The following is a 23824-nucleotide window of genomic DNA, read 5'->3' on the forward strand; positions in this document are numbered from 1 at the left end:
GAGCTGCCCAGCATCACCTATTGCGAGGATGCCTATTCCTGCGCGCAAGGCGCCGATGCGCTCGTCGTCGTCACCGAATGGGTGCAGTTCCGCGCACTCGATCTCGACCGGCTCAAGAGCGTCATGTCGCAGCCGATCGTCGTCGATCTTCGCAACATCTACCGCCCCGAAGACATGCGTGCGGCCGGCTTCACCTACGAGAGCGTCGGACGGTCACCCGAGGCCTAGCGTAGCAATGCGCAGCTGAGCTTCGCGCGCCCATCCCGGGCGGGCGAACGATTCTCCAATGCGATATGGTCCGTCGCATGATGCGGTGGTGCCGGACATATCGGCCTCGCCGCCGCGATGGAGATTGCCATGACCGATGACACGCATACGATCCGGAGCGGCGGGCTCACCGCGACCATCAAGGCGCAAGGCGCCGAGCTGTGCTCGCTGATGGACGGCAGCGGTGTCGAATTCATCTGGCAGGCGGGACCCGCCTGGCCGCGCCATGCGCCGCTGCTGTTTCCGATTGTCGGACGCCTCGCCAACGACGAACTGCAGCATCGGGGCAAGACCTACCGGATGACCCAGCACGGCTTTGCGCGCGACAGCCGCTTTGCGTGGGGCGAGCGTGGGGATAGCCGGTGCACGCTGGTGCTCGAAGACAGCGAGGCGACGCGTGCGCTCTATCCCTTCGCGTTCCGCCTGACGGCAACCTACGCAATCGATGAGGCTGGTCTCGATGTCTCGCTCACAATCGCGAACACCGGCGAGGAGACGTTACCGGCCTCGCTCGGCGGCCATCCCGCCTTCAACTGGGCGCTTCAGCCCGGAGTGGCGAAGGAGAGCTACGCGCTGACCTTCGCGAACGCGGAGGCATCTGCCGTCCGTCGTCTCGACGGCGGGTTGTTGCGCGCGGCAACGGAGAGAAGTCCCGTCAGCGGGACGGTGCTTGCCTTGTCCGAATCCCTGTTCGCCGATGACGCCATCATCTTCGATCGGATCGAGAGCAACTCGGTCCGCTATGCGGCCGGGCAGGGGGCGTCCACCGGGCCTTGGCTGAAAATGTCCTGGCGTGGCTTTCGCGAGCTCGGCGTCTGGTCGAAGCCGTCGAGCGCGCCGTTCCTTTGCATCGAGCCCTGGCGTGGCTATGCGAGTCCCGTCGGCTTCGACGGCGAGTTCAGCGACAAGCCGGGCCTGATGCACATCGCGCCGGGCGCGGAAGAGCAGTTATCGTACCGGATCGAAGTCGCGTCGTCCTGAGGCCGAAGAGCGTGCAGATCGTCGGTGTAGAACTCCGCGGCCACGATGGATTCCGGCCTCGCGCTCCGCGCGCCACTTGGCACGAGCCCGGAATGACGGCTGAGTGAAACGATGGGCATTCTTCCGTTGCCACCACCCAAGGAACGCCTTCCCCGCCAGGCGTGTTGTGGTTTGGCGGGCGCCTGGCCGATGCTATGGTATCGTCCGCAATCTTTGCACGACAGGACGAGGATATTTTCAGTGGCTGATGTTCATCCCACGGCGGGCAAGCAGGTCTCGCCGGACGCGCTCACCAACGTTCCGCGGCTGGTGACAGCCTATTTCGCTGGCAAGCCCGATACCGCGGATCCCGCGCAGCGGGTGGCGTTCGGCACCTCCGGCCATCGCGGCAGCTCGTTCAAGAACACCTTCAACGAAGGCCATATCCTCGCGACCACGCAGGCAATTTGCGACTACAGAAGAGAAAAGGGCCTGACCGGCCCGCTCTTCATCGGCATCGACACTCACGCGCTGGCCGAGCCGGCACTGGTCAGTGCGATCGAGGTGTTCGCGGCCAACGGCGTCGACATCATGATCGACAAGGATGGCGGCTACACGCCGACGCCGGTGATCTCGCACGCAATCCTGACCTACAACAAGGGCCGCACCTCCAGCCTTGCTGACGGCGTCGTCGTCACGCCGTCACACAATCCGCCGGAGGATGGCGGCTACAAATACAATCCGCCGCATGGCGGGCCGGCCGATACCGATGTGACGGGCGTCGTCGAGAAGCGCGCCAACGCCTATCTCGCCGATGGGCTCAAGGGCGTGAAGCGCATCGACTACGCCAAGGCGCGCAAATCTGCGACTGTCCACGCCTACGATTATATTACGCCCTACGTCGCCGATCTCGGCAATGTCGTCGATCTCGAACTCGTCAAATCCGCCGGCATCAATATCGGCATCGATCCGCTCGGCGGCGCCGCGGTACGCTACTGGCATCCGATCATCGAGCGCTACGGCCTGAAGGCCACGGTGGTGAACGAGGCGGTCGATCCGACCTTCCGCTTCATGACGGTCGACTGGGACGGCAAGATCCGCATGGACTGCTCCTCGCCTTACGCGATGGCGAGCCTGATCGGGATGCGCGACCGCTTCGACGTCGCCTTTGCCAACGACACCGATGCCGATCGCCACGGTATCGTGACGTGCACCGGCGGCCTGATGAATCCGAACCACTATCTCGCGACGGCGATCTCCTATCTGTTCGCGCACCGCCCGAACTGGGGCAAGGACGCCGCGATCGGCAAGACCGTGGTGTCGAGCTCTATCATCGACCGTGTCGCCAAGAAGCTCGGCCGCAAGCTGGTCGAGACGCCGGTCGGCTTCAAATGGTTCGTCGACGGTCTCGTCAGCGGCGGCTTCGGCTTCGGCGGCGAGGAGAGTGCAGGGGCCTCGTTCCTGCGCCGCAACGGCACGGTGTGGACCACCGACAAGGACGGCATCATCCTCGGTCTGCTCGCCGCCGAGATCATGGCGAAGACCGGCCGTGATCCCAGCCAGCTCTTTGGCGACCTCACCGCCGAGCTCGGCGTGCCGCACTACGCGCGCATCGACGTCGCCGCCACGACGCCGCAGAAAAACATCCTGAAATCCGTCACGCCCGAGCAGCTCGGCCTGAAGGATCTCGCCGGCGATCCCGTCCGCGCTACACTGAGCAAGGCCCCCGGCAACGGCCAGCCGTTCGGCGGCATCAAGGTCGAAACCGATTTCGGCTGGTTCGCCGCAAGGCCGTCGGGCACCGAAGACGTCTACAAGATCTACGCCGAGAGCTTTCGTAGCACCGAGCACCTGAAGCGGATCCAGGAAGAAGCGCAGGCCGGGCTGGCGAGGGTGTTCGGGGCGTAGGATCCGGGTCCAAGCGCTGCCCCTGCGGCGAGGGTGTTCGCCGTATCCTCCGGTGTCATCACCCGCGAAAGCGGGTGATCCAGTACTCCGCGGGGATTGACTCGCGGTCATATCTGTATACATCATACCGCACAGAGGTAATTAGATACGCCGTAATTGGGCTTGAATCGCTCTGTCCCTCCGCTATTGTATACATAGCGTATTCATTAAGCCTTGGGAGCGAGACCAGTGCCAAAACCCTTCCCCATGAACGCCTGGTACGCCGCGGCCTGGGACGCCGAGGTCAAGCCGGCGCTGTTGCCGCGGACGATCTGCGGCAAGCACATCGTCATGTACCGCAAGGCCGATGGCTCGGTGGCCGCGCTGGAGGATGCCTGCTGGCATCGCCTGGTGCCGCTGTCCAAGGGCCGGCTCGAAGGCGACACCGTCGTCTGCGGCTATCACGGCCTGAAGTACAATGCGCAGGGGCGCTGCACCTTCATGCCCTCGCAGGAGACGATCAATCCGTCGGCCTGCGTGCGCGCCTATCCCGTGGTCGAGCGTCACCGCTATGTCTGGCTCTGGATGGGCGATCCCGCGCTCGCCGATCCCGCGCTCGTTCCCGACATGCACTGGAATCACGATCCGGCCTGGGCCGGTGACGGCAAGACCATCCACGTCAATTGCGACTACCGCCTCGTGCTGGACAACCTCATGGATCTCACCCACGAGACCTTCGTGCACGGCTCCTCGATCGGCAACGACGCGGTGGCCGAAGCGCCGTTCGACGTCACCCATGGCGAGAAGACGGTGACGGTGACGCGCTGGATGCGCGGCATCGAGGCCCCGCCGTTCTGGGCCAAGCAGCTCGGCAAGCCGGGCCTCGTCGATCGCTGGCAGATCATCCGTTTCGAGGCCCCTTGCACCATCGCGATCGACGTCGGTGTGGCACCGGCCGGCACCGGCGCGCCGGAAGGCGACTGCTCACAGGGCGTCAACGGCTTCGTGCTCAACACCATCACGCCGGAGACCGAGAAGACCTGCCACTATTTCTGGGCGTTCGTGCGCAACTATCGCCTCGGTGAGCAGCGCATCACCACCGAGATCCGTGAGGGCGTCTCCGGCATCTTCCGCGAGGACGAGCTGATCCTCGAGGCGCAGCAGCGCGCGATGGACGAGAACCCCGATCGCATCTTCTACAACCTCAACATCGATGCCGGCGCGATGTGGTCGCGCAAGCTGATCGACAGGATGGTTGCGAAGGAAAACGCGCCGCAGCATCTCCAGGCCGCGGAGTAGGAGCATGGCCGGTGAGGTCGACCGCTCTGTCTCGCAGACCGTGAAGGCGCAGCTTGCGCTGCGCGATCAGATTCTATCCGGCTCGTTGCGCCCGGGCGAGCGCATCTCCGAGCTGCAGGCGGTGGAGACGACCGGCGCTTCCCGCACGCCGGTGCGCATGGCGCTGGTGCGCCTGGAGGAGGAAGGCCTGTTGGAGGCGATCCCCTCCGGCGGCTTCATGGTGAAGGCGTTTTCCGAGCGCGACATCTCTGATTCCATCGAGCTGCGCGGCACGCTGGAAGGCCTCGCCGCGCGCTTCGCCGCCGAGCGCGGTGTCTCCGCGCGCGAGCTCGAACCGCTGAAGGAGTGCTTGGCTGCGATCGACGAGCTGCTGCGCCAGGTGCCGATCTCGATCGAAGCCTTTTCGTCCTATGTCACGCTGAATGCGCGCTTTCATGCCCTGCTCACCGAGTTGTCGCGCAGCCCGCCGCTGGCTCGGCAGATCGACCGCGCCGCGGCGCTGCCGTTTGCCTCGCCAAGCGGCTTCGTGATGGCGCAATCGGCACTGCCCGAGGCGCAGCAGATCCTGATCATCGCGCAGGAGCACCATCGCGTTGTGGTCGACGCCATCGAGAACCGCGAAGGCGCGCGGGCTGAAGCGGTCATGCGCGAGCATGCGCGGCTTGCGGTGCGAAACCTGCGGCTCGCGCTGCGCAACCGGACCCATCTCGACCTCTTGCCGGCGCTCGCGCTGATCAAGACCGCAACCGATTGAGGGAAGTGCCATGCGCTTCATCGAAACCTGGATTCCGGCGACGCTCGTGTCGACGCGCGACCTCGCGCCCGGCATCCGCGAATTCCTGATCCTGCCCGATCAGTTCGATGTGACAGCCTATCCGGTTGGCAGCCACATCAATGTGAGCGTGACCATCGGCGGCTTGCCGGAGACCCGGTCCTATTCGCTGGTCGGGGAGGCTTCATCAGGTGGCTTCAAGATTGCGGTGCGCCGCGCCGAGGATTCCCGCGGCGGCTCACGCTACATGTGGCAGTTGGCAGCGGGCGCGCGCCTCGACATCACGCAGCCCGCCTCGCTGCTCGCGGTGGATTGGGCGCGCCAACATTATTGCCTGGTTGCCGGTGGCATCGGCATCACCCCGATCGTCGGCGCGGCGCAGGCGTTGGCGCGGCGCGGGGCCGATGTCACGCTGCATTACGCCGTGCGTTCGCGCAGCGAGGCCGCCTATCTCGATGATCTCGCCAACCTGCTCGGCGACCGCTTGGTCGTCCATGCGAGCGACGAAGGCAAGCGGCTCGATCTCGACGCGCTGTTCGCCTCGTTGCCGCAAGATGCACTGGCGCTGTTCTGTGGCCCGATGCCGATGCTGGATGCCGCGCGCCACGCCTGGATCGGCGCGGGTCATCCGCTGCCCGACCTCCGCTACGAGACGTTCGGCTCCAGCGGTTCGCTTCCGACCGAGACGTTCCGTGTGCGCCTGAAGGACTCCAATATCGAGCTCGAAATCCCGCGCGAGCGCTCGATGCTGGACGTGCTCAATGCCAGCGGCCATGACGTGATGTATGACTGCAAGCGGGGTGAGTGCGGCCTGTGCGCTATCGACGTGGTCGACGTCGAAGGCGAGATCGACCATCGCGACGTCTTCTTCAGCGACCACCAGAAGCGAAGCAACGAAAAGATCTGCGCCTGCGTCTCCCGCGCCCGTGGCACCATCACCGTGGACACGCTGTTGCGAGCGGACGCGATCTGAGGCAGGGCCTGGGCCGTCCTTTCATACGACAAGCCTATGAAGGGCATGCTTCGCCTGCTCTGCGCTCGGAAGCGGACAGGTTTAGTTCGGCCTACGGGGTCGGCTAAGAGCCCAAATCCGGAAGTCTCGGTCTCACTCGATCACTTCCTCAGCGCGGGTCAGAACGGTGTCGGAGATACTCAACCCGAGGGCCTTGGCTGCCTTGAGATTGATGATGAGGTCAAATTTTACCGGCTGCTGCACGGGTAAATCAGCCGGCGTTGCTCCTTTCAGGATCTTGTCGGTAAATTCCGCAGCACGTACGAAAAGGTCGATGAAGTTCGGACCGTACGAAATTAGGCCACCTGCGTCCACGAACTCTCTAAAACCGAAGATGGTTGGGATCTTTGCCTCTGTGGCTGCTTTGACGATTTTGTCCCTATTGGAATTTGTCAGCGGCTCACTGAACACATAAAGAGCATCAGTCTGCCCCGCGAGCGTTGCCAGCGCCGCTTCAATATCCTTGGCGGTTTGGATTTCGATTACATTGGCATCTATATTCAATTTGGCAGATGCTGTCCGGATGGCAGCCACTTCTTGCGCGCCTACGATATGAGTGTTTACCAGTGCAGCGAGACGGCGAACATTCGGAATGATCTCTCTCAACAATTCAAGACGTTTGCTGCTTAGTTCAACCGGCTGAATGGAAAGTCCTGTCACATTTCCACCAGGCCGTCCCAAACTCTTGACAATCCCGACGGCGACTAAATCGCCGTAGGCGGCCGATACAATTGGAATAGTTGACGTTGCCTGCTCTGCGGCCACCACGCCATATGCCGACGTAACGATTACATCCACCTTTTGCTGAACGAGCTCAGCAGCGAATTTCGTGGTTTGAGGACGATCTCCTGCCGCCCAGCGATATTCGATCTTGATATTGCGCCCGTCAGTCCAACCAAGCTCGGACAGTCGCTGCGTAAATGCCGCTACCCATGTTCCATGAGAAGCTGTTGTACCTGCCACGAGGAGACCGACGATCGGTGGCTTCGCCGATTGTTGGCCGTGGGCCGCTGACGAGGCGTCAACGGCAACGCTGCCCATCAACAGAATGAACTCCCGTCGCCTCATTTATTTCACCCGGCATCCAGCTCATTCTTGTTGATCAAACCACACGTAGGGCTATTCAGCCAGTCCGATCATTCGGAGGAGCCGTCACCATGAAATGTCCGGATTGGGTCGAAATGGGAAATGTTGGGGTTGTCTGCGAAGGTCTGCTTCACCGCCAAAAGCAGACCTCCCAACATTTGAGCGCATAAGCCCTCGGCCCTCCAGGTCGCCCTTCGGGTCGAGCAGCTTCAGAGCGTATCAGCGCCCCAACTGCTTCGGGTCGTAATAGAACCGCTCCTCAATCAGCTTGTCGCCGCGCCAGGTCTGCCACGCAATCTCATCCAGCGTCCGCGTGACGCCCTCGGCGTTGGTGAAGCTGAATGTCCAGCGTGTGGCGACATTGTCGCCCTCGATCAGGCTTGGCCCGATGCGAACGGCCTTGACTTCCCTGGAGGCAGCCAGCACGCCGCGCTCCTTGGCGACGAGCTTGTCGCGGCCGACAGTCGGCGCGGCGTTGTTCTCGTAGGTCGCGGCATCGGGCGTGCAGAACTGCTCGATCGCTCCGATGAAATCTCCGGCTTCCAGCCGCTGCGCAAAGGCTTCGACGATGTCACGGCTCGGCATGGTTCACCTCTCGATTAAAACCGACTGATAGTCGGTAAATGCCGACTGATAGTCGAAAAGTCAACTGGCAGCATGAGCCGGATTCGATTAAACGAGGCTCATGGCAAAACAGGCGGAGCGGCGGGCAGCGACATTGGAGGCGATCCTGACGGCGGCGCGCCGCCTGTTCGGCACGCAAGGATTTTCCGCCACCACCATGGACGAGATCGCGGAAGCAGCCCGCATAGCCAAGGGCGCCGTCTATCATCACTTCAAGACCAAGGAAGCGGTGTTCGAAGCCGTGTTCGAACTCGTCTCGCGCGATCTCGTGACCGAGATCGACAGCGCGGCACGCGCCGAAAAGGACGTGCTCGCCGCGATGGTCGCCGGCACCCAGCATTACTTTGCGGCGGCGGCCAAGGGGCCGACCGGCCAGATCATCCTGCGTGACGGCCCGGCCGTGCTCGGCTGGGAGCGCTGGCGCGAGATCGACGCCAGGCATTTCGGCGGCAAGATGCCACGCGCGATCGCAGCCGCCATGGAGGCCGGCCTGATCGCCCGGCAGCCGGTCGAGCCGCTGGCGCGGCTCCTGCTCGGCGCTGTCACGGAAGCGGCGGTCGCCTGCGCCGGACGCGCCGATATCGCAAGGGCAGGGGCGGAATATGCCCGTGCGTTCAAGTCGCTGGTCGAAGCGCTGCGTCTGCGCGCATGATTGTGCTAATCCACGAAACTGGAAACGCCCACACCAACAAAAAGAACTGCAGCGCATGAACGCAAATTCCTCCCTCGTGCCGTCCGATCCCGAGTTCGACTACATCATCGTCGGCGCCGGCTCGGCCGGCTGCGTGCTCGCCAACCGGCTGTCGGCGAACGGCAAGCACAAGGTGCTGCTGCTCGAGGCCGGCCCGAAGGATTCCAACATCTGGATCCACGTTCCGCTCGGCTACGGAAAACTGTTCAAGGAGAAGACGGTCAACTGGATGTACCAGACCGAGCAGGAGCCCGAGCTGAAGGGACGCCAGGTGTTCCAGCCGCGCGGCAAGACGCTGGGCGGCTCGAGCTCGATCAACGGCCTGCTCTATGTCCGTGGCCAGCACGAGGACTATGATCGCTGGCGCCAGCTCGGCAATGCTGGCTGGGGCTATGATGACGTGCTGCCCTATTTCAAGAAGGCCGAGAACCAGTCGCGCGGCGCCGATCAATATCACGGCACCGGCGGTCCGCTACCGGTCTCCAACCTGGTCATGACCGATCCGCTGTCGAAGGCTTTCATCAATGCCGCGGTCGAGACCGGTCTGCCCTACAATTCCGACTTCAACGGCGCCACGCAGGAAGGCGTCGGCCTGTTCCAGACCACGACGCGCAACGGCCGCCGCGCCTCGACGGCGGTGGCCTATCTCGGCCCTGCGAAGACACGCGGCAATCTCGCGGTCGAAACCTCCGCGCTCGGCCAGCGCGTCCTGTTCGAGGGCCGCCGTGCCGTCGGCGTCGAATACAGGCAAGGCGCAACCGTGCGCCGCGCCCGTGCACGCAAGGAGATCGTGTTGTCGAGCGGCGCCTACAACTCGCCGCAGCTGCTCCAGCTCTCCGGCGTCGGACCCGGCGATCTCCTGCGCAAGCACGGCATCGATGTGGTGCTGGATGCGCAAGGCGTCGGCCACGATCTCCAGGACCACATGCAGGTCCGCATCGTGATGCGCTGCTCGCAGAAGATCACGCTCAACGACACCGTCAACAATCCGCTCCGTCGGACGCTCGCCGGCGCGCGCTACGCCCTGTTCCGCCAGGGCTGGCTGACGATCGCGGCCGGCACCGCCGGCGCCTTCTTCAAGACCAATCCGCGCCTCGCTTCGCCCGATATCCAGGTTCACTTCCTGCCGTTCTCGACCGACAAGATGGGCGAGAAGTTGCATGATTTTTCCGGCTTCACCGCCTCGGTGTGCCAGCTCCGGCCCGAAAGCCGCGGCAGCCTTCGCATCAGGAGCGCGGACCCAACGGTGCCGCCGGAGATCCGCATCAACTACATGTCGACCGAGAACGATCGCACCACCAACGTCGAAGCCCTGAAGATCCTGCGCAAGATCCTGAACGCGCCGGCGATGAAGCCGTTCGTCGTCGACGAGGTCGATCCCGGCAAAAAGGTATCCACGGATGCGGAACTGCTGAATTTCTGCCGCGAGCGCGGCAGCACCATCTACCATCCGACCTCGACTTGTCGTATGGGCAACGATGCGCTCGCGGTGGTCGATCAGCGGCTGAAGGTGAGGGGGCTCGAAGGCCTCCGCGTCGTCGACGGTTCGATCATGCCGGACCTCGTGTCCGGGAACACCAACGCGCCGATCATCATGATCGCCGAAAAGGCCTCCGACATGATATTGGAGGATGCGCGTTAGAGCATGATCCGGACCCGAAGGGCCGCGTTGGCGCAAGGTGGGAACCGGTTTTCCCTCGCGACAAACGGAACGCGTTTGCGCGGAGATCATGCTCCAACAAACAATGCGCGGTGAAAGGACGAAGACTTGGCTACTCGACTGAAGATCGGCACCCGCAAGAGCGCAATGGCGATGGCGCAGACGGAAGAGATTGCGCGCCGCCTGACCGCCGCCATGCCCGATCTCGATGTCGAGATCGTCAAGTTCGACACCACGGGCGATCTCGACCAGACCAGCAAGCTGTTGTCCCACGGCGGCAAGGGCGGTGCCTTCGTGGCGCAGATCCGTGCCGCCGTGCTGTCGGGCGAATTGCAGGCGGCGATGCATTCGCTGAAGGACATGCCGGGCAACGAGGATACGCCAGGCCTCGTCATCGGCGCCACGCTGTCGCGCGATCCGCCCGGCGACGCCCTGGTGCTGCGCGACGGCGTGACGCTGGAGGCGCTTCGGCAGTCGCACGGCAAGGGTTTCAAGATCGGCACCAACGCGGTCCGCCGTGCCGCCTATGCGCGACGCGTGTTTCCGGACGCCGAGATCATCCACTTCCGCGGCGCGGCCGACACGCGTGTGCGAAAGCTCGACAATGGCGAGAAGCAGCGCCTGCCGGATGGCAGTGCGGTGGGACCTGCGGACGCGCTGATCATGGCGCGCGCGGGCCTCGACCGCGTCGGTCTCGCCAGCCGCATCGCCTATGAGTTTACGGCGGCGGAAATGCTGCCGGCGGCGGGGCAGGGCATCGTCGCGGTCGAATGTGCGGCGCAGGATTGGCAGACGCGGCGCATCCTCGCATCGATCGACGATCCCGCTGCGCACGCCTCTGCCGATGCCGAACGCGAGGTGCTGTGGGTGCTGAACGGCCACTGCAATTCACCGGTCGCCGGTTTCTCGACCATCGCAGGCGATCAGATGTCGCTGACCGCATCCGTGCTCGACCTCTCCGGTAACACCATCATCGAAGCCTCGCGCACAGGCCCCGCCAACCGCCCGCGCGAGCTCGGCCGCGCGGTGGGACTGGATCTGCTGGGCAAGGGAGCCGCCGAGATCATCGAGCGCAGCCGGCCGCGCTAGTTTGGATCTGCCTCGCAACTGCGCTTTCCGTCATTGCGAGGAGCTCTTGCGACGAAGCAATCCAGATTGTTTCCACGGCGATAGTCTGGATTGCTTCGCGGAGCCTGTCATCGGGCCGCGCTACGCGCGGACCCGGTGGCTCGCAATGACGATGTGGGGCTAATGAGCGGCCACTTCTTGGCGGCTCGGACAGGTCTGTCCAAATCAATCACTTTAAATGCTGCAACATGAGACAGCGTTGCTGTCACACCGATCACTTTCGGCGGCGCGCCGTATCAAAACTCGCTGGATCAATGCTCAGCGTCTGTGCTCTTATGGGTATCGCGAGCCTTCCCCAAAGCGCGCCGTGAATGAGTCACGACAGATGCCCATCGCTGCTTCCTCCTTTCGGATCGAGGCTCGTGTCCCGGAACGCTGCCTTGGCCCCTGCGCGTTGATCGCGCAGACCGCGCCTGCGATGCAGCGGATCGCCTTGATCGCGCAAAATTTCAGGCGCCCTCTTGATGCAATTCCCCGTCCACGGGCATTCACAGGTTTGAATGCGGCATCGTGTTTGTCGAATTGGAAGAGGACTCTGCTGCGAAAGTTCCAGCAGAGAATTTGTCTCGTTGGTTCAAACAACCGAACTGGAGGAGCATATGGCTGGCGCAAATCAACACTTCGACGCTGTCGTGATCGGCGCGGGCTTTTCCGGCTTGCACATGCTGAAGTCGCTGAGAGACAAATTGGGATTGAAGGTTCGGGTGTACGAAACGGGAGATACTGTCGGCGGTACCTGGTACTGGAACCGTTACCCGGGGGCGCGCTGCGATTCTGACGCCTACATCTACTGCTTCACCTGGGACAAGCAGCTCCTGCAAGAGTGGGAATGGTCCGAACGCTATCCAGAGCAGCACGAAATTCTTCGTTACCTCGAACACGTCGCAAAGCGTCACGACCTCAAGCGCAATATCCAGTTCAACACACGCGTGACCGGGGCTGAATTCGACGAGAATACCAATCTCTGGACGGTTCACACCGACAAGGCAGAAGAGGTTACGGCGCGCTATCTTATCACGGCCGTGGGCACTTTGTCCGATACCAACATGCCGCTCTTCAAGGGCTTGGAGAAATTCAAGGGCAAGTGGTATCACACCAGCCGCTTCCCGCATGCCGGCGTTGACTTCACCGGCAAGCGCGTGGGTGTGGTCGGCACCGGGGCCACGGCGGTTCAGGCGATTCCCGAAATTGCGCAGCAAGCCAAGCAGCTGATCGTGTTCCAGCGCACGGCCAACTATTGCGTGCCGGCGCGCAACGGCAAGGTGGATCCCGAATTGGTCAAGGCACGAAAGGCGGACTACGAGGGTATTGTTCAGAGGATTCGGGAATCGTTCTTCGGCCAGGAGCACTACTTCATTCCGAAGTCTGTGCTGGAAGCAACGCCCGAGGAACGTGAGAGCGTGTTTGACCGCATGTGGGATGCAGGCGGGTTCGCTTTCTGGCTTGCCAACTATCAGGACATGTTCTTCTCCCAGGAGGCCAATGACGTCTGCGCTGACTACATCAAGCGCAAGATCCGCAGCACCGTGAAAGAGCCGCGCACCGCGGAAAAGCTGATACCCAAGGGCCACGCCTACGGCACCAAACGGCAGCCGCTCGACACCAATTACTACGAAACCTTCAACAGGGATAATGTGCTGCTGGTCGATGCGAAAATCGACGGCGGGATCGAGGAAATTACCGAAACCGGAATTCGCGCCGGCGGCAAGGAATATCCGCTCGACATCATCGTGTTCGCCACCGGGTTCGACGCCATGACTGGTCCGCTGAAGGCGTTGAACCTGAAGGGCCGCGGCGGGCGCACCCTGGATCTGGAGTGGCAGGACGGCCCGCATACTTATCTGGGCGTCGCCATTGCCGGCTTTCCGAACCTGTTTACCATCACCGGTCCGCAAAGCCCTTCGGTGCTGTCGAACATGCCGGTATCGATCGAGCAGCATGTGGAGTGGATCACCGACTGCATCGAGAGCATGCGCAAGAACGGAAAGACCAGCATCGAAGCGACGCCATCGGCGCAGGATCAATGGGTTGCCCATGTCAATGAAATCGTCAGTGCGACGCTGATGACGACTGCCAACTCCTGGTACATGAGCGCCAACATTGCCGGCAAGCCGCGCGCGTTTTTGCCCTACCTGGGCCCGGAAGGGGTCGGCGGCTACAGGAAGAAGTGCGACGAGATCGCAGCCAAGGGCTACGAGGGTTTCGAACTGGCGTAGAAAGACGTGGCCAGGGCAAACGGGCGGGAAGGCATAGCCGGCCTTTCCGCCCAATGGCAAGATGAGGGAGGGCGATCATGATCGAGAACAGCTATTACTCTCAGGAGGTGCACGGGCCTTACGAGCTGTACGACGTCGGTAATCTCGAACTGGAGGAAGGCGGTACGATTCGTGCCTGCAAGCTCGCTTACGCGACCTTCGGCAGCCTCAATGCCGCGAAGGACAATGCCATCCTCATTCCCACCTGGTATTCCGGCACAAACAAGATCATGGAGCAGGTCTATATCGGCCAGGGCCGCGCGCTTGATCCCGACAAGTATTTCATCGTGATCATCAATCAGATCGGCAGCGGTCTTTCCACCTCCCCGCACAACACGCCGCCGCCAGCCGGCATGGCAAATTTCCCGCATGTGCGCATCGGTGATGACGTGCGGGCGCAGCATAAACTTCTTACGGAACGATTCGATCTGAAGAGTCTTGCGCTCGTGGTCGGCGGCTCCATGGGCGCACAGCAAACCTACGAATGGGCGGTACGCTATCCCGATATGGTGAAGCGGGCAGCGCCGATTGCCGGCACCGCCAGGAATACCATCCACGATTCCCTTTTTACGGAAACGTTGGTCGATGCGATCACCTCCGACCCCGGTTTCAATCGGGGCTTCTATACGTCACCGGCGGATGTGAGGGAGGGCTTGTTGCGCCATGCAAAAATGTGGGCCGTGATGGGTTGGAGCACGGAGTTTTTCCAGCAGGAGCGGCATAAGGCGCTGGGCTTTTCGTCGATGGACGATTTCATCGTAAACTTCATGAGCGCTTATTTCAGCGTGATGGATCCCAACGATTTGCTGTGCATGGCGTGGAAATGGCAGCGTGGCGACGTGAGCCGACATACCGGCGGTGACTTGCGGGCCGCCTTGGGCAGGGTCAAGGCCAAAACCTTCGTCATGCCGATGTCCTCGGACATGTTCTTCCCGCCGTCCGATTGTCAGGCCGAGTGGCGACTGCTTCCCGACGCCGAGTTCAGGCCAATCCAGACGGCCGATGGTCATCTTGCACTCTTCGGTGCTGATCCGAATGCGATCGCTCAACTCGACAAGCACCTCGGCGAATTGCTCGCGACCAAAGTCCAGACGTGAAGCGGCATCCTGGGCGTTTCACCACCCACGTGCAACGCTCTGGCCCGCTTGCGAAATCATAGTCGGCGCGATGATGCCATCGTGCGCCTGTTTTGCCCGACGTGTCAAACGTCTTGGCGGCAGGCCTCGGGGCCATGCCGGACGAAATTCTTCAATGATTTGTCCTTTGCATGGGGTTGTTTTCGCGCTTTTTGTAAGTGGCACGACCACAAGAGGTCGTCGTGGCCGGGACATAGGCGAGCGGAAGCGACGGCGTCCTTCGGACGGCTACGCCCGGCCATAGCGATGCGGAGAGATCGGGCCTTTAGCCGCGTACGCGCTTCAGCATCCGTTCGACATGGGCGATCGGCGTTTCCGGCTGGATGCCGTGGCCGAGATTGAAGATCAGCGGCCCTTGCGCAAAATTCGCCAGCACGTTGTCGACTGCGCGGTCCAGTGCAGGGCCCCCGGTGATCAGCACCAGCGGATCGAGATTGCCCTGCACGGCGACGCGGGTCTGCACGCGCTCGCGGATGAAGGCCGGCTCAGCGGTCCAGTCGATGCTGACCGCATTGACGCCGGTCGCCTCGACGTAACCAGGCAGTTGCGCGCCAGCGCCGCGGGGAAAGCCGATGATCTTCGCATCCGGCACCTTGGCGCGGACGCCTTCGACGATGCGCCGCGTCGGCTCCACCGACCAGCGCGCGAACTCGGCCGGCGGCAGCACACCGGCCCAGGTGTCGAAGATCTGCAAGGCGTCGGCACCGGCGGCGTGTTGCGCCAGCAGGTACTCGATCGAATTGTCGACCAGCACGTCGATGATCTTCGAAAACGCTTCCGGATGGCGGTAAGCCATCATCCGCGCCGGCGCCTGGTCGGGCGTGCCGTGGCCGGCGACCATGTAGGTCGCGACCGTCCACGGCGCGCCGCAGAAGCCGATGAGCGCGACCTTGGGATCGAGCGCGCCGCGCACGATGCGCAGTGCCTCGAACACAGGCTTAAGTTTGCCGAAGTCCGCGTGCGGCGCGAGCGTCGCGACCTTGGCGGGATCATCCAGCGGCTCGAGCCGCGGCCCCTCGCCGACCTCGAAGCGCACGGACCGGCCGAGCGCGTAGGGGATCACCAGAATGTCGGAGAAGATGATCGCGGCGTCGAAGCCGAACCTCCGGATCGGTTGTAGCGTGACCTCGGCGGCAAGTTCCGGGTTGAAGCAGAGATCGAGGAAGCCGCCGGCCTTGGCCCGCACCTCGCGATATTCCGGCAGGTAACGGCCGGCCTGGCGCATCATCCACATTGGCGGGATGGTCTGGCGCTGGCCGGCGAGCACGTCGATGAAGGGCTTTTTTTGCAGACTGGGGCACGAGGAATCCTGATGCAGATTTGGGGTTCCTGATACACCGCTGGAGGCCGGAGCGGAACAGGGGAACCAGCACAAATACGCCGCGTTGACCAGCCAATGGAGGAGCAATCCATGGCTCAGACATTCAATCCTGCGCCGCATGACAAGTACGCCGACGATCTGCGCGAAGCGCTCGCCGCCGATCGCCATTCCAAGCTCGACACCGGGTTGGAAGATAGCTTTCCGGCGTCCGATCCCGTGAGCGCCGTGCAGCCGACGCCGTCGAAGGCCGATGCCGACGCAGACGGCCAATCGCTCTGGAACAAGGTTAAGCAGATCTTCAGCTAAGGCCGATCTTCAGCGGGGGCAGAGGCATCGGTTTCCGATGGGCTTGCTAACGCATTGTTAGCGATCTGGTGACGCGCGGGTCCGTAGGAGTACGGGAAAACCCGCTTATGCCAGTGAATGTCAGCAAGCGCTTCAGGGTTCAATAACAGAAGCGGTGGAGTTTCCGGCGATCGGAGATTCCTGCCGCATGAACGCTGCGACCCAAAGAGCCGGATGGAGCCGTCTGCCGCTGCGCGCGGCGGCGTTCGTCGTGCTCACTTGCGCCACCATCCTCGGCGTCAGCGGCTGGCGCGAATGGGCCGCGCGTGACGCGGTGCTCAAGGGCGCCGAGACCGAGATGGCGAACGTGGCTCGCTCGCTGACGCAGCATGCCGAGGACAGCCTCGACCTGCTTGATTCCGGCGTCGTCGGCGTCGTCAGCCGGCTGGAGATGGACGGCACCGATCCTGCCACGATTGCCAAGCTGCGCACCCTGCTGGAGGCGCGCAAGCAGGCGATGGAGCGTGTGCACAGCCTCGCCATCATCGACGATCAGGGCAACTGGCTGACCTCGCCCGGCACGATCACCTCGACGCTCAGCGATGATGCGTTCTTCCGCCATCACCAGCTCGCACCCAAGCGCGAGGCCTATGTTGGTCATCCCGTGAAGAGTCTGCTCGACGGCGAATGGGTCGTCACCCTGTCGCGGCGCTTCAACAAGCCGGACGGCAGCTTCGGCGGCGTGGTGCTCGCGACCATCAGCTCCGGATATCTTTCGCATTTCTACGAGCAGTTCGAGATCGGCCGCAACAGCTCGGTGTCGCTGATGTACGGCGACGGCATGATCATCGCGCGCAACCCGAGCAACGAAAAATTCGCCGGGCGCAGCGTCGCTGACGCGCCGCTGTTCCGCGACGCCAGCCTGCAACGGCCGAGCGGCGCCTATCATTTCAAGTCGCAGCTGGACGGCGCCGAACGCGTCAGCTTCTTCAAGCGCAGCGGCCGCTATCCGCTCGTGCTGCTTGCCACCGTCGACAAGGATGAGCTGCTCGCACCGTGGCGCGCCGCAGCGGTTTCCAGCATGCTCTACGTGCTCGCGCTGGTCATGCTGATCGCGGTGATCGGCGCGGTGCTGGTGCTGCAGTTGCAACGCCGGCAGCGCATGGCCGCTGCTCTGGTCGAGAAGGAGGCCCATTTCCGCCTGCTCGCCGAAGGCTCCAGCGACATGGTGACCCGTATCGGGCTCGACGAGCGGCTGCGCTATGTCTCTCCCTCGTCGGTTCGCGTCGTCGGCTGGCGCGCCAATCAACTGCTCGGATCGCCGGCGCTCGCCGGTATTCATGCGGACGATCTGCCGCAGGTTCAGGCCATCGTCGATGCGATGAAGCGCGGCGAGAAGGAGGAGGCCCGGATCACCTACCGCAACGTGCACCGGACGAATACCGAGGTCTGGCTCGAATCGAACATGCGGGTGACACGCAAGGACAACGGCTGCGTCGATGGCGTGGTCGCGATCTCGCGCGATATCACCGAGCAGAAGAAGCTGGAGACCCGGCTCGAGGCGCTGGCGGTCGAGGACAGCCTCACCGGGCTTGCCAACCGCCGCCGCTTCGACGAGCGGCTGCAGGAGGAATGGGCGCGCGCCTATCGCGACCGCTCCAGTCTTGCCCTGCTGATGATCGACGTCGATCGTTTCAAGTCCTACAACGACGAGTATGGCCATCCCGCAGGTGATGCCTGCTTGCGGGTCGTGGCTCAGGTCATCGCCGCCGAAATGCAGCGCCCCGGAGATCTGGCTGCGCGCTATGGCGGCGAGGAGTTCGCCATGCTGCTGCCGAACACCGATGCTGCGGGCTGTGCCCGCATCGGCGAGCGGATCCGGAAGGCCATCCGCGCGGCGGGCCTCGTCCACACCACCAATCGCGCTTCGGGCTGTGTCACCGCATCGCTCGGCGGGGCGGCCTGCCGGCCGGCGCTGGAGCGCACGGCTGGCGTCGGCTCGTTGATCGAGGCTGCCGACCAGGCGCTCTATGCGGCGAAGGAAGCCGGGCGCGACCGCCTGGTGATGTCGGGCGAGGTGACGAACCTGCTGCCCAAGGCGTCGGGCCAGTAGTTCTTTGCCTCAGTAATGCGGCGGGCGCTCGTTGGCAGGACCCGGCGCATTCGCTTCTGCTTCCTGCAACCGTTCACTGAACTGCGCGATCTGCCGCGTCAGCGCGTCGATCTGCTTCCACTGCGCGGTGATGGTCTGGTTCAGCGCCTCGATCGTGTCGTCCTGATAGGCGATGCGCGTCTCCAGCTTGTCGATGCGCTCGCTCAGAATCTTGATCTCATTCGTCACGGCCGTGTCCCTTGTCCCGTTCGCGCAAACCGTGGCCAAGCGCGACGCGCTCGTCGAACACGAAGCATTCGCCGCGCCAGCGGCTCTGCGTCTCCGGCACTTCTTCCAGATATTTCAGAATGCCACCTTTGAGGTGATAGACCTCGGCAAAGCCGCGCGCGAGCAGATGCGCGCTCGCCTTCTCGCAGCGGATGCCGCCGGTGCAGAACATCGCGATCCTGCGATGCTTTGCCGGATCGAGCTGCTCTGCGGCAAAATTCTTGAACTGGCCAAAGCTCTTGATGCCGGGATCGACGGCGCCTTCGAACGTCCCCATCGCCACCTCGAAAGCATTGCGGGTGTCGAGCACCAGCGTGTCGGGTGCTGAGATCAGCGCGTTCCATTCGCTCGCATCGACGTAAGTGCCGACCTGGCGCGTCGGATCGGCGGCCTCATCGCCGAGCGTGACGATCTCCTTCTTCAGCCGCACCTTGAGCCGGCCGAACGGCATCGCCTCGGCGGTCGAGAACTTCAATTCGAGATTGTCGAGCCTGCCGCCGAACATGCCGCCGTGCGCGAGCTCATGGGCGAAGGCGTCGATCGCCTCCGGGGCTCCTGCAATCGTGCCGTTGATGCCCTCCTGGGCCAGCAACACGCTGCCCTTCAGCGCCAGGCCAGCGCAGAACGCGCGCAGCGGCTCGCGCAGCTCGCGGTAATCGGGCAGGGCGGCGAATTGGTAGAAGGCGGCGACCTTGAAGACCGAATTCTTGTCAGACATGGCGGCTCGTTTAGCAGGCGGCCGCCGCCCAGAAAACCCGCATGGCCGGGGCCTGCAAAAGGTCTAACGCCCAGCGGATGGCAGCCATTTTCCTGGTATGCCAGCCATTGCCGGGGCGGGCCGGAATGTGTCATGTAGGCCGGGTTGTTCCGAGCCGGCGCGCCATCAGCGCCCGACGACTTAGCCTAGAGGCCAGAGAGCAAGAATGAGAAACTTCCATTTCCCCGGCAGGTCCACGGTTCACGCCACCAACGCGATGGTGGCGACCTCGCATCCGCAGGCGTCGCTAGCCGCGATCGAGGTGCTGCGCGAGGGCGGCACGGCGGTGGACGCGGCGGTGGCCGGATCGGCCGTGCTCGGCGTGATCGAGCCGCAATCGACCGGCATCGGCGGCGACTGCTTCGCGCTGATCCAGCCGCGCGGCGAAGGCAAGATCATCGCCTATAACGGTTCTGGCCGGGCACCTAAGGCGGCCAATGCCGACTGGTATCTCGAGCGCAAGATCAACTCGGTGCCGCTGACCTCGGCGCATGCGGTCTCGATCCCCGGCGTGGTCGATGCCTTCGCCACCGTGCTGCGCGAGCACGGCAAGTTCGGCTTCGACCGGCTGCTGCAGCCCGCGATCAAGGCGGCCGAAGAAGGCTACGTCGTTGCGCCCCGCATTGCCTTCGACTGGAAGAATCAGTTCGAGAAGCTGAAGAACGGCACCAACACCCAGCGCTATCTCCTGCCGCACGGCAAGCCGCCGGTGGCGGGCGACGTCATCCGCCAGGCGGAGCTCGGCAAGACGCTGCGCGCGATCGCCAAGGACGGCCGCGACGCGTTCTACAAGGGGCCGATCGCGGAGGACATGGTCGAGACGCTGCGTGGCATCGGCGGTCTGCACACCCTCGACGATTTCGCCGCACACACCACCGAGGTGACGACGCCGATCGGCACCACCTACAAGGGCTATGACGTCTGGCAGTGCCCGCCGAACGGCCCGGGCGTCACCATGCTCTTGATGCTGAACATCCTGTCGCGGTTCGATCTGACCAAGTTCGCCCCGCTCAGCGTCGAGCGTTTCCATCTCGAAGCGGAAGCCGCGCGCATCGCCTACATGAATCGCGAGATGCATGTTGCCTCTCCCGAGCACATGAAGATCAACGTCGCCGAGATGCTCGAAAAGGGCTTTGCCGACGAATACATCAGCAAGATCCGCATGGACGGCATGCTCGATCTGCCGAACGTCGCGCCGCCGATGAACCCATCGACCATCTACATCACTGTGGTGGACAAGGACCGCAACGTCTGCTCGTTCATCAACTCGGTCGCGCACTCCTTCGGCTCCGCCATCGTCTCCAACAAGACCGGCGTGCTGTTCCAGAACCGCGCCGGCGGCTTCCGCATCCAGCCGGGCCATCCCAACTGCATCGAAGGCGGCAAGCGCCCGCTGCACACGATCATGCCCGGGCTGCTCACCAAGGGCGGCCGTTCGACGATGTCGTTCGCAGTGATGGGCGGACAGTACCAGCCGACCGGCCAGACCCGTCTCTTGACCAACATCCTCGACTATGGCTGCGACGTGCAGGAGGCGATCGACATGCCGCGCGGCCTGCACTACGAGGGCCAGTACCAACTCGAGGACAGCGTGCCGGCTGACATCGTCGAGGGGCTGAAGAAGCTCGGCCACAAGACCACCAGCGTGGTCGGCCCGCTCGGCGGCGCCCAGGCGATCTGGATCGACTGGGACAAGGGCACGCTGACCGGCGGTTCCGACCCGCGTAAGGACGGCTGCGCGCTCGGCTATTGACCGCTACGTGCGGGAACAAAGTTCCTAGCGTAAAGATCAGGAAAAGTTGACGGAGGGGCGACGCGGTATCCATCGCGTCGCCCTTTCTCGTTCGGAACGGAGCTCATTGCCCCAAGTTGACGGGCCGTGAGCGGTGCAGGCGTGCGCTGCTTTGTTGTGAAGCGGCGGAGGCCGTCCATGTCCGACAATTCAAGTTCCCGATCACCCGGATTCAACAGGCGTGCCTTCATGGCAGGCGCCGCAGGAGCTGCACTTATTCCGATGACGGCGCGCGCAGCCGCGCAGGACGCGCGAGCGCCAGTTGCGCAGGATCCGGCGCTTCCCGTCGATGTCACGCTGCGGGTGAACGGCCAGGACAAGCGCCTGAGCATCGACGCGCGGACCACGGTGCTGGATGCGCTGCGTGAACATCTAAGGCTCACCGGCAGCAAGAAAGGCTGCGATCACGGCCAGTGTGGCGCCTGCACGGTGTTGATCGGCGATCGGCGCGTGGTGTCGTGCCTGACGCTCGCGCTTGCGGCCGAAGGGCAGGAGATCACGACGATCGAGGGGCTGGCCACCGGCGATCGGCTGCATCCGATGCAGCAGGCCTTCGTCGACAACGATGCTTTCCAGTGCGGTTACTGCACGCCTGGCCAAATCATGTCGGCGGTGGCCTGCGTCAAGGAGGGGCACGCAGGGACCGATGCCGACATCCGTAAATACATGAGCGGCAACATCTGCCGCTGCGCCGCCTATCCAAACATCGTCGCCGCCGTGAAACAGGCCGCGCCCGAAATCATGAAAGGCTAGGTGCATGCGACCGTTTTCGTATCAGAGGGCAACAGACCCGAACATGGCCGTGCAGGCGCTCAGCGCTGCCGCGGCGGCCAGCAATCCGCTGACGCAGGCCACGGCTCAGCCGCTCGCCGGCGGCACCACGCTGATTGACCTGATGAAGCTGGATGTGATGCGGCCCGCGGCGATCGTCGATATCAATCCGCTCGCACGCGGCTGGTCGGCGATCGAGCCTGGAAGCGACAACTTACGGCTCGGAGCGCTCGCGAAGATGTCCGATGTCGCCGCGCATGACGAGATCCAGCGTAACTATCCGGTGATCGCGAATTCCCTGAAGCTCGCCGCCAGCGCCCAATTGCGCAACATGGCAACGCTCGGCGGAAACGTGATGCAGCGGACGCGCTGCAGCTATTTTCGTGATGTCTCCTACGAGAACTGCAACAAGCGCAATTCCGGCTCCGGCTGTGCCGCGATGGACGGTGTCAACCGGATGCATGCCGTGCTCGGTACCTCCGACCAATGCATCGCGACCTATCCAGGCGATTTCGCCCAGGCGCTGATCGCGCTGGACGCGATGGTCGAGGTCACCGGCAAGTCCGGCACCCGCAGCATGCCGTTCGCCAGGCTGCACAAGGCGCCCGGCAATTCACCCGAGATCGAGACCACGCTTCAGCCCGGCGAGTTGATCTCGGCTTTCGTTGTTCCCGGCCGCTGGCCGCGCTCGGTCTATCTGAAGGTACGTGACCGGGAATCCTATGAGTTCGCACTGTCCTCGGCCGCCGTCGCACTCGATGTGCAGGGCGGCACGATCCGGGACGCGCGCGTCGCGCTCGGCGGCGTCGCCACAGTACCCTGGCGCGCGCGCGAGGCGGAAGCGCTGCTCAAGGGCCAGAAGTTCGATGATGGTCTGGCGCAGCGGGTCGCGGATGCCGCCTTCGCGGACGCCCGGGGACGCCAGCACAACAGCTTCAAGATCGCCCTCGGCAAGCGCGTGGTGGCACGCGCGCTCCAGCAGGCCGTAACGATGGAGATCTGACCATGACTGCTGCTGCTCCCGAGCCGAAGGCGAATATGGGCCACCCCGTGCCGCGCTATGATGCGACCGCAAAGGTCACGGGGCGGGCGACCTATGGATCCGACATGCCGCTGGACAACCCGGCCTATGCGTTCCTGGTCACCAGCGCGATTGCCAAGGGCCGCATCAACAGCTTCGATCTCGATGATGCCAGGCGCGTCCGCGGCGTGATCGACATCGTCACGCATGAGAACGCACCGAAGCTGAAGGAGTCAAAACTCTTCAGCAATGGCGGTTATGCGGGCACGACGATACAACCGCTGAGATCGGCCGACATCGCGCATGACGGCGAGATCATCGCGGTGGTCCTTGCGGAGAGCTACGAGGCCGCGCGCGAGGCCGCCAACCGCGTCAAGGTGAGCTATACCGCCACAGTACCGAGTGCGACCTTCGGTTCGCCGGGGACGACAACGGCAGCTGCGAAAGGCCAGAATTCGCAATTCAAGGAAGACCCAAAGGTCGGCGATTTCGCCAAGGCATTCGATGCCGCTGAGGTCAAGATAACCGCTTCCTACGATACACCGACACAGCACCACAACCCGATGGAGCTGTTTACGACGAGCTGCGCCTGGATGGGCGACAACCTCGTCATCTACGAGCCGAGCCAATATGTCTACGGCTTGAAGAATGGCGTTGCCGAGCAGCTCGGCATCGACGCCAACAAGGTGCGCGTGGTCAATCCCTATGTCGGCGGCGGCT

At 63.4% G+C, this 23824-nt stretch carries 22 protein-coding genes; 17 read left to right on the plus strand and 5 right to left on the minus strand.

What is annotated here, in order from left to right; translation table 11 throughout:
• The 6 genes from AC629_RS36320 to AC629_RS36345 all read left to right on the plus strand — a co-directional run.
• Nucleotides 1–228 (plus strand): UDP binding domain-containing protein (locus tag AC629_RS36320; RefSeq protein WP_245332106.1); only part of this gene is annotated, 228 nt, incomplete at its 5' end.
• 129 nt (nucleotides 229–357) lie between these two features.
• Nucleotides 358–1248 (plus strand): aldose 1-epimerase family protein, encoded by an 891-nt coding sequence (locus AC629_RS36325; protein WP_084809573.1) that lies wholly within the window; start codon nucleotides 358–360, stop codon nucleotides 1246–1248.
• Between the two features lie 240 nt (nucleotides 1249–1488).
• Nucleotides 1489–3135, plus strand: a complete 1647-nt coding sequence (gene pgm, locus AC629_RS36330) for a phosphoglucomutase (alpha-D-glucose-1,6-bisphosphate-dependent) (RefSeq protein ID WP_084809555.1) — start codon at nucleotides 1489–1491, stop codon at nucleotides 3133–3135.
• A 228-nt stretch (nucleotides 3136–3363) separates the two neighbouring features.
• Entirely contained in the window at nucleotides 3364–4413 is a 1050-nt protein-coding gene (locus tag AC629_RS36335) for an aromatic ring-hydroxylating dioxygenase subunit alpha (protein WP_168195676.1), read from the plus strand.
• Between the two features lie 4 nt (nucleotides 4414–4417).
• A complete protein-coding gene (locus tag AC629_RS36340) occupies nucleotides 4418–5167 on the plus strand; it encodes a GntR family transcriptional regulator (protein ID WP_084809557.1) in 750 nt (249 codons plus the stop codon).
• Between the two features lie 10 nt (nucleotides 5168–5177).
• Nucleotides 5178–6158, plus strand: a complete 981-nt coding sequence (locus AC629_RS36345; protein ID WP_084809558.1) for a PDR/VanB family oxidoreductase — start codon at nucleotides 5178–5180, stop codon at nucleotides 6156–6158.
• A gap of 132 nt (nucleotides 6159–6290) precedes the next feature.
• Here the strand turns inward: AC629_RS36345 and AC629_RS36350 are convergent, their stop codons facing one another.
• Together AC629_RS36350 and AC629_RS36355 are read right to left on the minus strand one after the other, a co-directional pair.
• Nucleotides 6291–7238: an ABC transporter substrate-binding protein gene (locus AC629_RS36350; protein WP_245332107.1), complete on the minus strand. Its 948-nt coding sequence runs from the start codon at nucleotides 7236–7238 to the stop codon at nucleotides 6291–6293.
• Nucleotides 7239–7502: 264 nt separating this feature from the next.
• Nucleotides 7503–7868 carry a nuclear transport factor 2 family protein gene (locus tag AC629_RS36355; RefSeq protein ID WP_084809560.1) on the minus strand — a complete coding sequence of 122 codons (366 nt, stop codon included), beginning with the start codon at nucleotides 7866–7868 and terminating at the stop codon, nucleotides 7503–7505.
• A 100-nt stretch (nucleotides 7869–7968) separates the two neighbouring features.
• Between AC629_RS36355 and AC629_RS36360 the strand changes: the two genes are divergently transcribed.
• The 5 genes from AC629_RS36360 (at nucleotide 7969) to AC629_RS36380 (ending at nucleotide 14738) form a co-directional block, all read left to right on the plus strand.
• Entirely contained in the window at nucleotides 7969–8559 is a 591-nt protein-coding gene (locus AC629_RS36360; RefSeq protein WP_084809561.1) for a TetR/AcrR family transcriptional regulator, read from the plus strand.
• A gap of 55 nt (nucleotides 8560–8614) precedes the next feature.
• Nucleotides 8615–10240, plus strand: coding sequence for a GMC family oxidoreductase (locus AC629_RS36365; protein ID WP_084809562.1), 1626 nt, complete (start codon nucleotides 8615–8617; stop codon nucleotides 10238–10240).
• Nucleotides 10241–10366: 126 nt separating this feature from the next.
• Nucleotides 10367–11347, plus strand: a complete 981-nt coding sequence (hemC, locus tag AC629_RS36370; protein ID WP_084809563.1) for a hydroxymethylbilane synthase — start codon at nucleotides 10367–10369, stop codon at nucleotides 11345–11347.
• Between the two features lie 638 nt (nucleotides 11348–11985).
• Nucleotides 11986–13602 carry a flavin-containing monooxygenase gene (locus AC629_RS36375; protein ID WP_084809564.1) on the plus strand — a complete coding sequence of 539 codons (1617 nt, stop codon included), beginning with the start codon at nucleotides 11986–11988 and terminating at the stop codon, nucleotides 13600–13602.
• A gap of 77 nt (nucleotides 13603–13679) precedes the next feature.
• Nucleotides 13680–14738, plus strand: coding sequence for an alpha/beta fold hydrolase (locus AC629_RS36380; protein WP_084809565.1), 1059 nt, complete (start codon nucleotides 13680–13682; stop codon nucleotides 14736–14738).
• A 304-nt stretch (nucleotides 14739–15042) separates the two neighbouring features.
• On the opposite strand, the gene hemE is transcribed toward AC629_RS36380, so the two are convergent.
• A complete protein-coding gene (gene hemE / locus AC629_RS36385; protein WP_502693078.1) occupies nucleotides 15043–16095 on the minus strand; it encodes a uroporphyrinogen decarboxylase in 1053 nt (350 codons plus the stop codon).
• A 93-nt stretch (nucleotides 16096–16188) separates the two neighbouring features.
• Here hemE and AC629_RS36390 point away from each other — a divergent pair, with 93 nt between their 5' ends.
• Both AC629_RS36390 and AC629_RS36395 read left to right on the plus strand, forming a co-directional pair.
• Nucleotides 16189–16404, plus strand: coding sequence for a hypothetical protein (locus AC629_RS36390; RefSeq protein WP_084809566.1), 216 nt, complete (start codon nucleotides 16189–16191; stop codon nucleotides 16402–16404).
• Nucleotides 16405–16591: 187 nt separating this feature from the next.
• Entirely contained in the window at nucleotides 16592–18496 is a 1905-nt protein-coding gene (locus tag AC629_RS36395) for a sensor domain-containing diguanylate cyclase (RefSeq protein ID WP_084809567.1), read from the plus strand.
• Between the two features lie 9 nt (nucleotides 18497–18505).
• Here AC629_RS36395 and AC629_RS36400 read toward each other — a convergent pair whose 3' ends face one another.
• Both AC629_RS36400 and trhO read right to left on the minus strand, forming a co-directional pair.
• Entirely contained in the window at nucleotides 18506–18724 is a 219-nt protein-coding gene (locus AC629_RS36400; protein WP_084809568.1) for a SlyX family protein, read from the minus strand.
• Nucleotides 18714–19481, minus strand: a complete 768-nt coding sequence (gene trhO / locus AC629_RS36405) for an oxygen-dependent tRNA uridine(34) hydroxylase TrhO (protein WP_084809569.1) — start codon at nucleotides 19479–19481, stop codon at nucleotides 18714–18716. Before trhO ends, AC629_RS36400 begins: the two co-directional genes overlap by 11 nt.
• A gap of 205 nt (nucleotides 19482–19686) precedes the next feature.
• Between trhO and ggt the strand changes: the two genes are divergently transcribed.
• The 4 genes from ggt to AC629_RS36425 form a co-directional block, all read left to right on the plus strand.
• On the plus strand, nucleotides 19687–21273 hold the full coding sequence (ggt, locus tag AC629_RS36410; RefSeq protein ID WP_084809570.1) for a gamma-glutamyltransferase: 1587 nt from the start codon (nucleotides 19687–19689) through the stop codon (nucleotides 21271–21273).
• A gap of 228 nt (nucleotides 21274–21501) precedes the next feature.
• Nucleotides 21502–22065 carry a (2Fe-2S)-binding protein gene (locus tag AC629_RS36415; protein ID WP_502693079.1) on the plus strand — a complete coding sequence of 188 codons (564 nt, stop codon included), beginning with the start codon at nucleotides 21502–21504 and terminating at the stop codon, nucleotides 22063–22065.
• Nucleotides 22066–22069: 4 nt separating this feature from the next.
• Nucleotides 22070–23086 (plus strand): FAD binding domain-containing protein, encoded by a 1017-nt coding sequence (locus AC629_RS36420; protein ID WP_084809572.1) that lies wholly within the window; start codon nucleotides 22070–22072, stop codon nucleotides 23084–23086.
• 2 nt (nucleotides 23087–23088) lie between these two features.
• The coding region (locus tag AC629_RS36425) for a xanthine dehydrogenase family protein molybdopterin-binding subunit (protein WP_143199718.1) at nucleotides 23089–23824 on the plus strand (736 nt) is incomplete at its 3' end.

It is taken from the genome of Bradyrhizobium sp. NAS80.1, from assembly GCF_001908205.1.
GTDB lineage: Bacteria > Pseudomonadota > Alphaproteobacteria > Rhizobiales > Xanthobacteraceae > Bradyrhizobium.

Coding starts and splice junctions, on each gene's coding strand:
- AC629_RS36325 (WP_084809573.1), top strand. CDS start 358: ATGACCGATGACACGCATACGATCCGGAGCGGCGGGCTCACCGCGACC.
- AC629_RS36340 (WP_084809557.1), top strand. CDS start 4,418: ATGGCCGGTGAGGTCGACCGCTCTGTCTCGCAGACCGTGAAGGCGCAG.
- AC629_RS36345 (WP_084809558.1), top strand. CDS start 5,178: ATGCGCTTCATCGAAACCTGGATTCCGGCGACGCTCGTGTCGACGCGC.
- AC629_RS36350 (WP_245332107.1), bottom strand. CDS start 7,238: ATGGGCAGCGTTGCCGTTGACGCCTCGTCAGCGGCCCACGGCCAACAA.
- AC629_RS36355 (WP_084809560.1), bottom strand. CDS start 7,868: ATGCCGAGCCGTGACATCGTCGAAGCCTTTGCGCAGCGGCTGGAAGCC.
- AC629_RS36360 (WP_084809561.1), top strand. CDS start 7,969: ATGGCAAAACAGGCGGAGCGGCGGGCAGCGACATTGGAGGCGATCCTG.
- AC629_RS36365 (WP_084809562.1), top strand. CDS start 8,615: ATGAACGCAAATTCCTCCCTCGTGCCGTCCGATCCCGAGTTCGACTAC.
- AC629_RS36375 (WP_084809564.1), top strand. CDS start 11,986: ATGGCTGGCGCAAATCAACACTTCGACGCTGTCGTGATCGGCGCGGGC.
- AC629_RS36380 (WP_084809565.1), top strand. CDS start 13,680: ATGATCGAGAACAGCTATTACTCTCAGGAGGTGCACGGGCCTTACGAG.
- AC629_RS36390 (WP_084809566.1), top strand. CDS start 16,189: ATGGCTCAGACATTCAATCCTGCGCCGCATGACAAGTACGCCGACGAT.
- AC629_RS36395 (WP_084809567.1), top strand. CDS start 16,592: ATGAACGCTGCGACCCAAAGAGCCGGATGGAGCCGTCTGCCGCTGCGC.
- trhO (WP_084809569.1), bottom strand. CDS start 19,481: ATGTCTGACAAGAATTCGGTCTTCAAGGTCGCCGCCTTCTACCAATTC.
- ggt (WP_084809570.1), top strand. CDS start 19,687: ATGAGAAACTTCCATTTCCCCGGCAGGTCCACGGTTCACGCCACCAAC.
- AC629_RS36415 (WP_502693079.1), top strand. CDS start 21,502: ATGGCAGGCGCCGCAGGAGCTGCACTTATTCCGATGACGGCGCGCGCA.
- AC629_RS36420 (WP_084809572.1), top strand. CDS start 22,070: ATGCGACCGTTTTCGTATCAGAGGGCAACAGACCCGAACATGGCCGTG.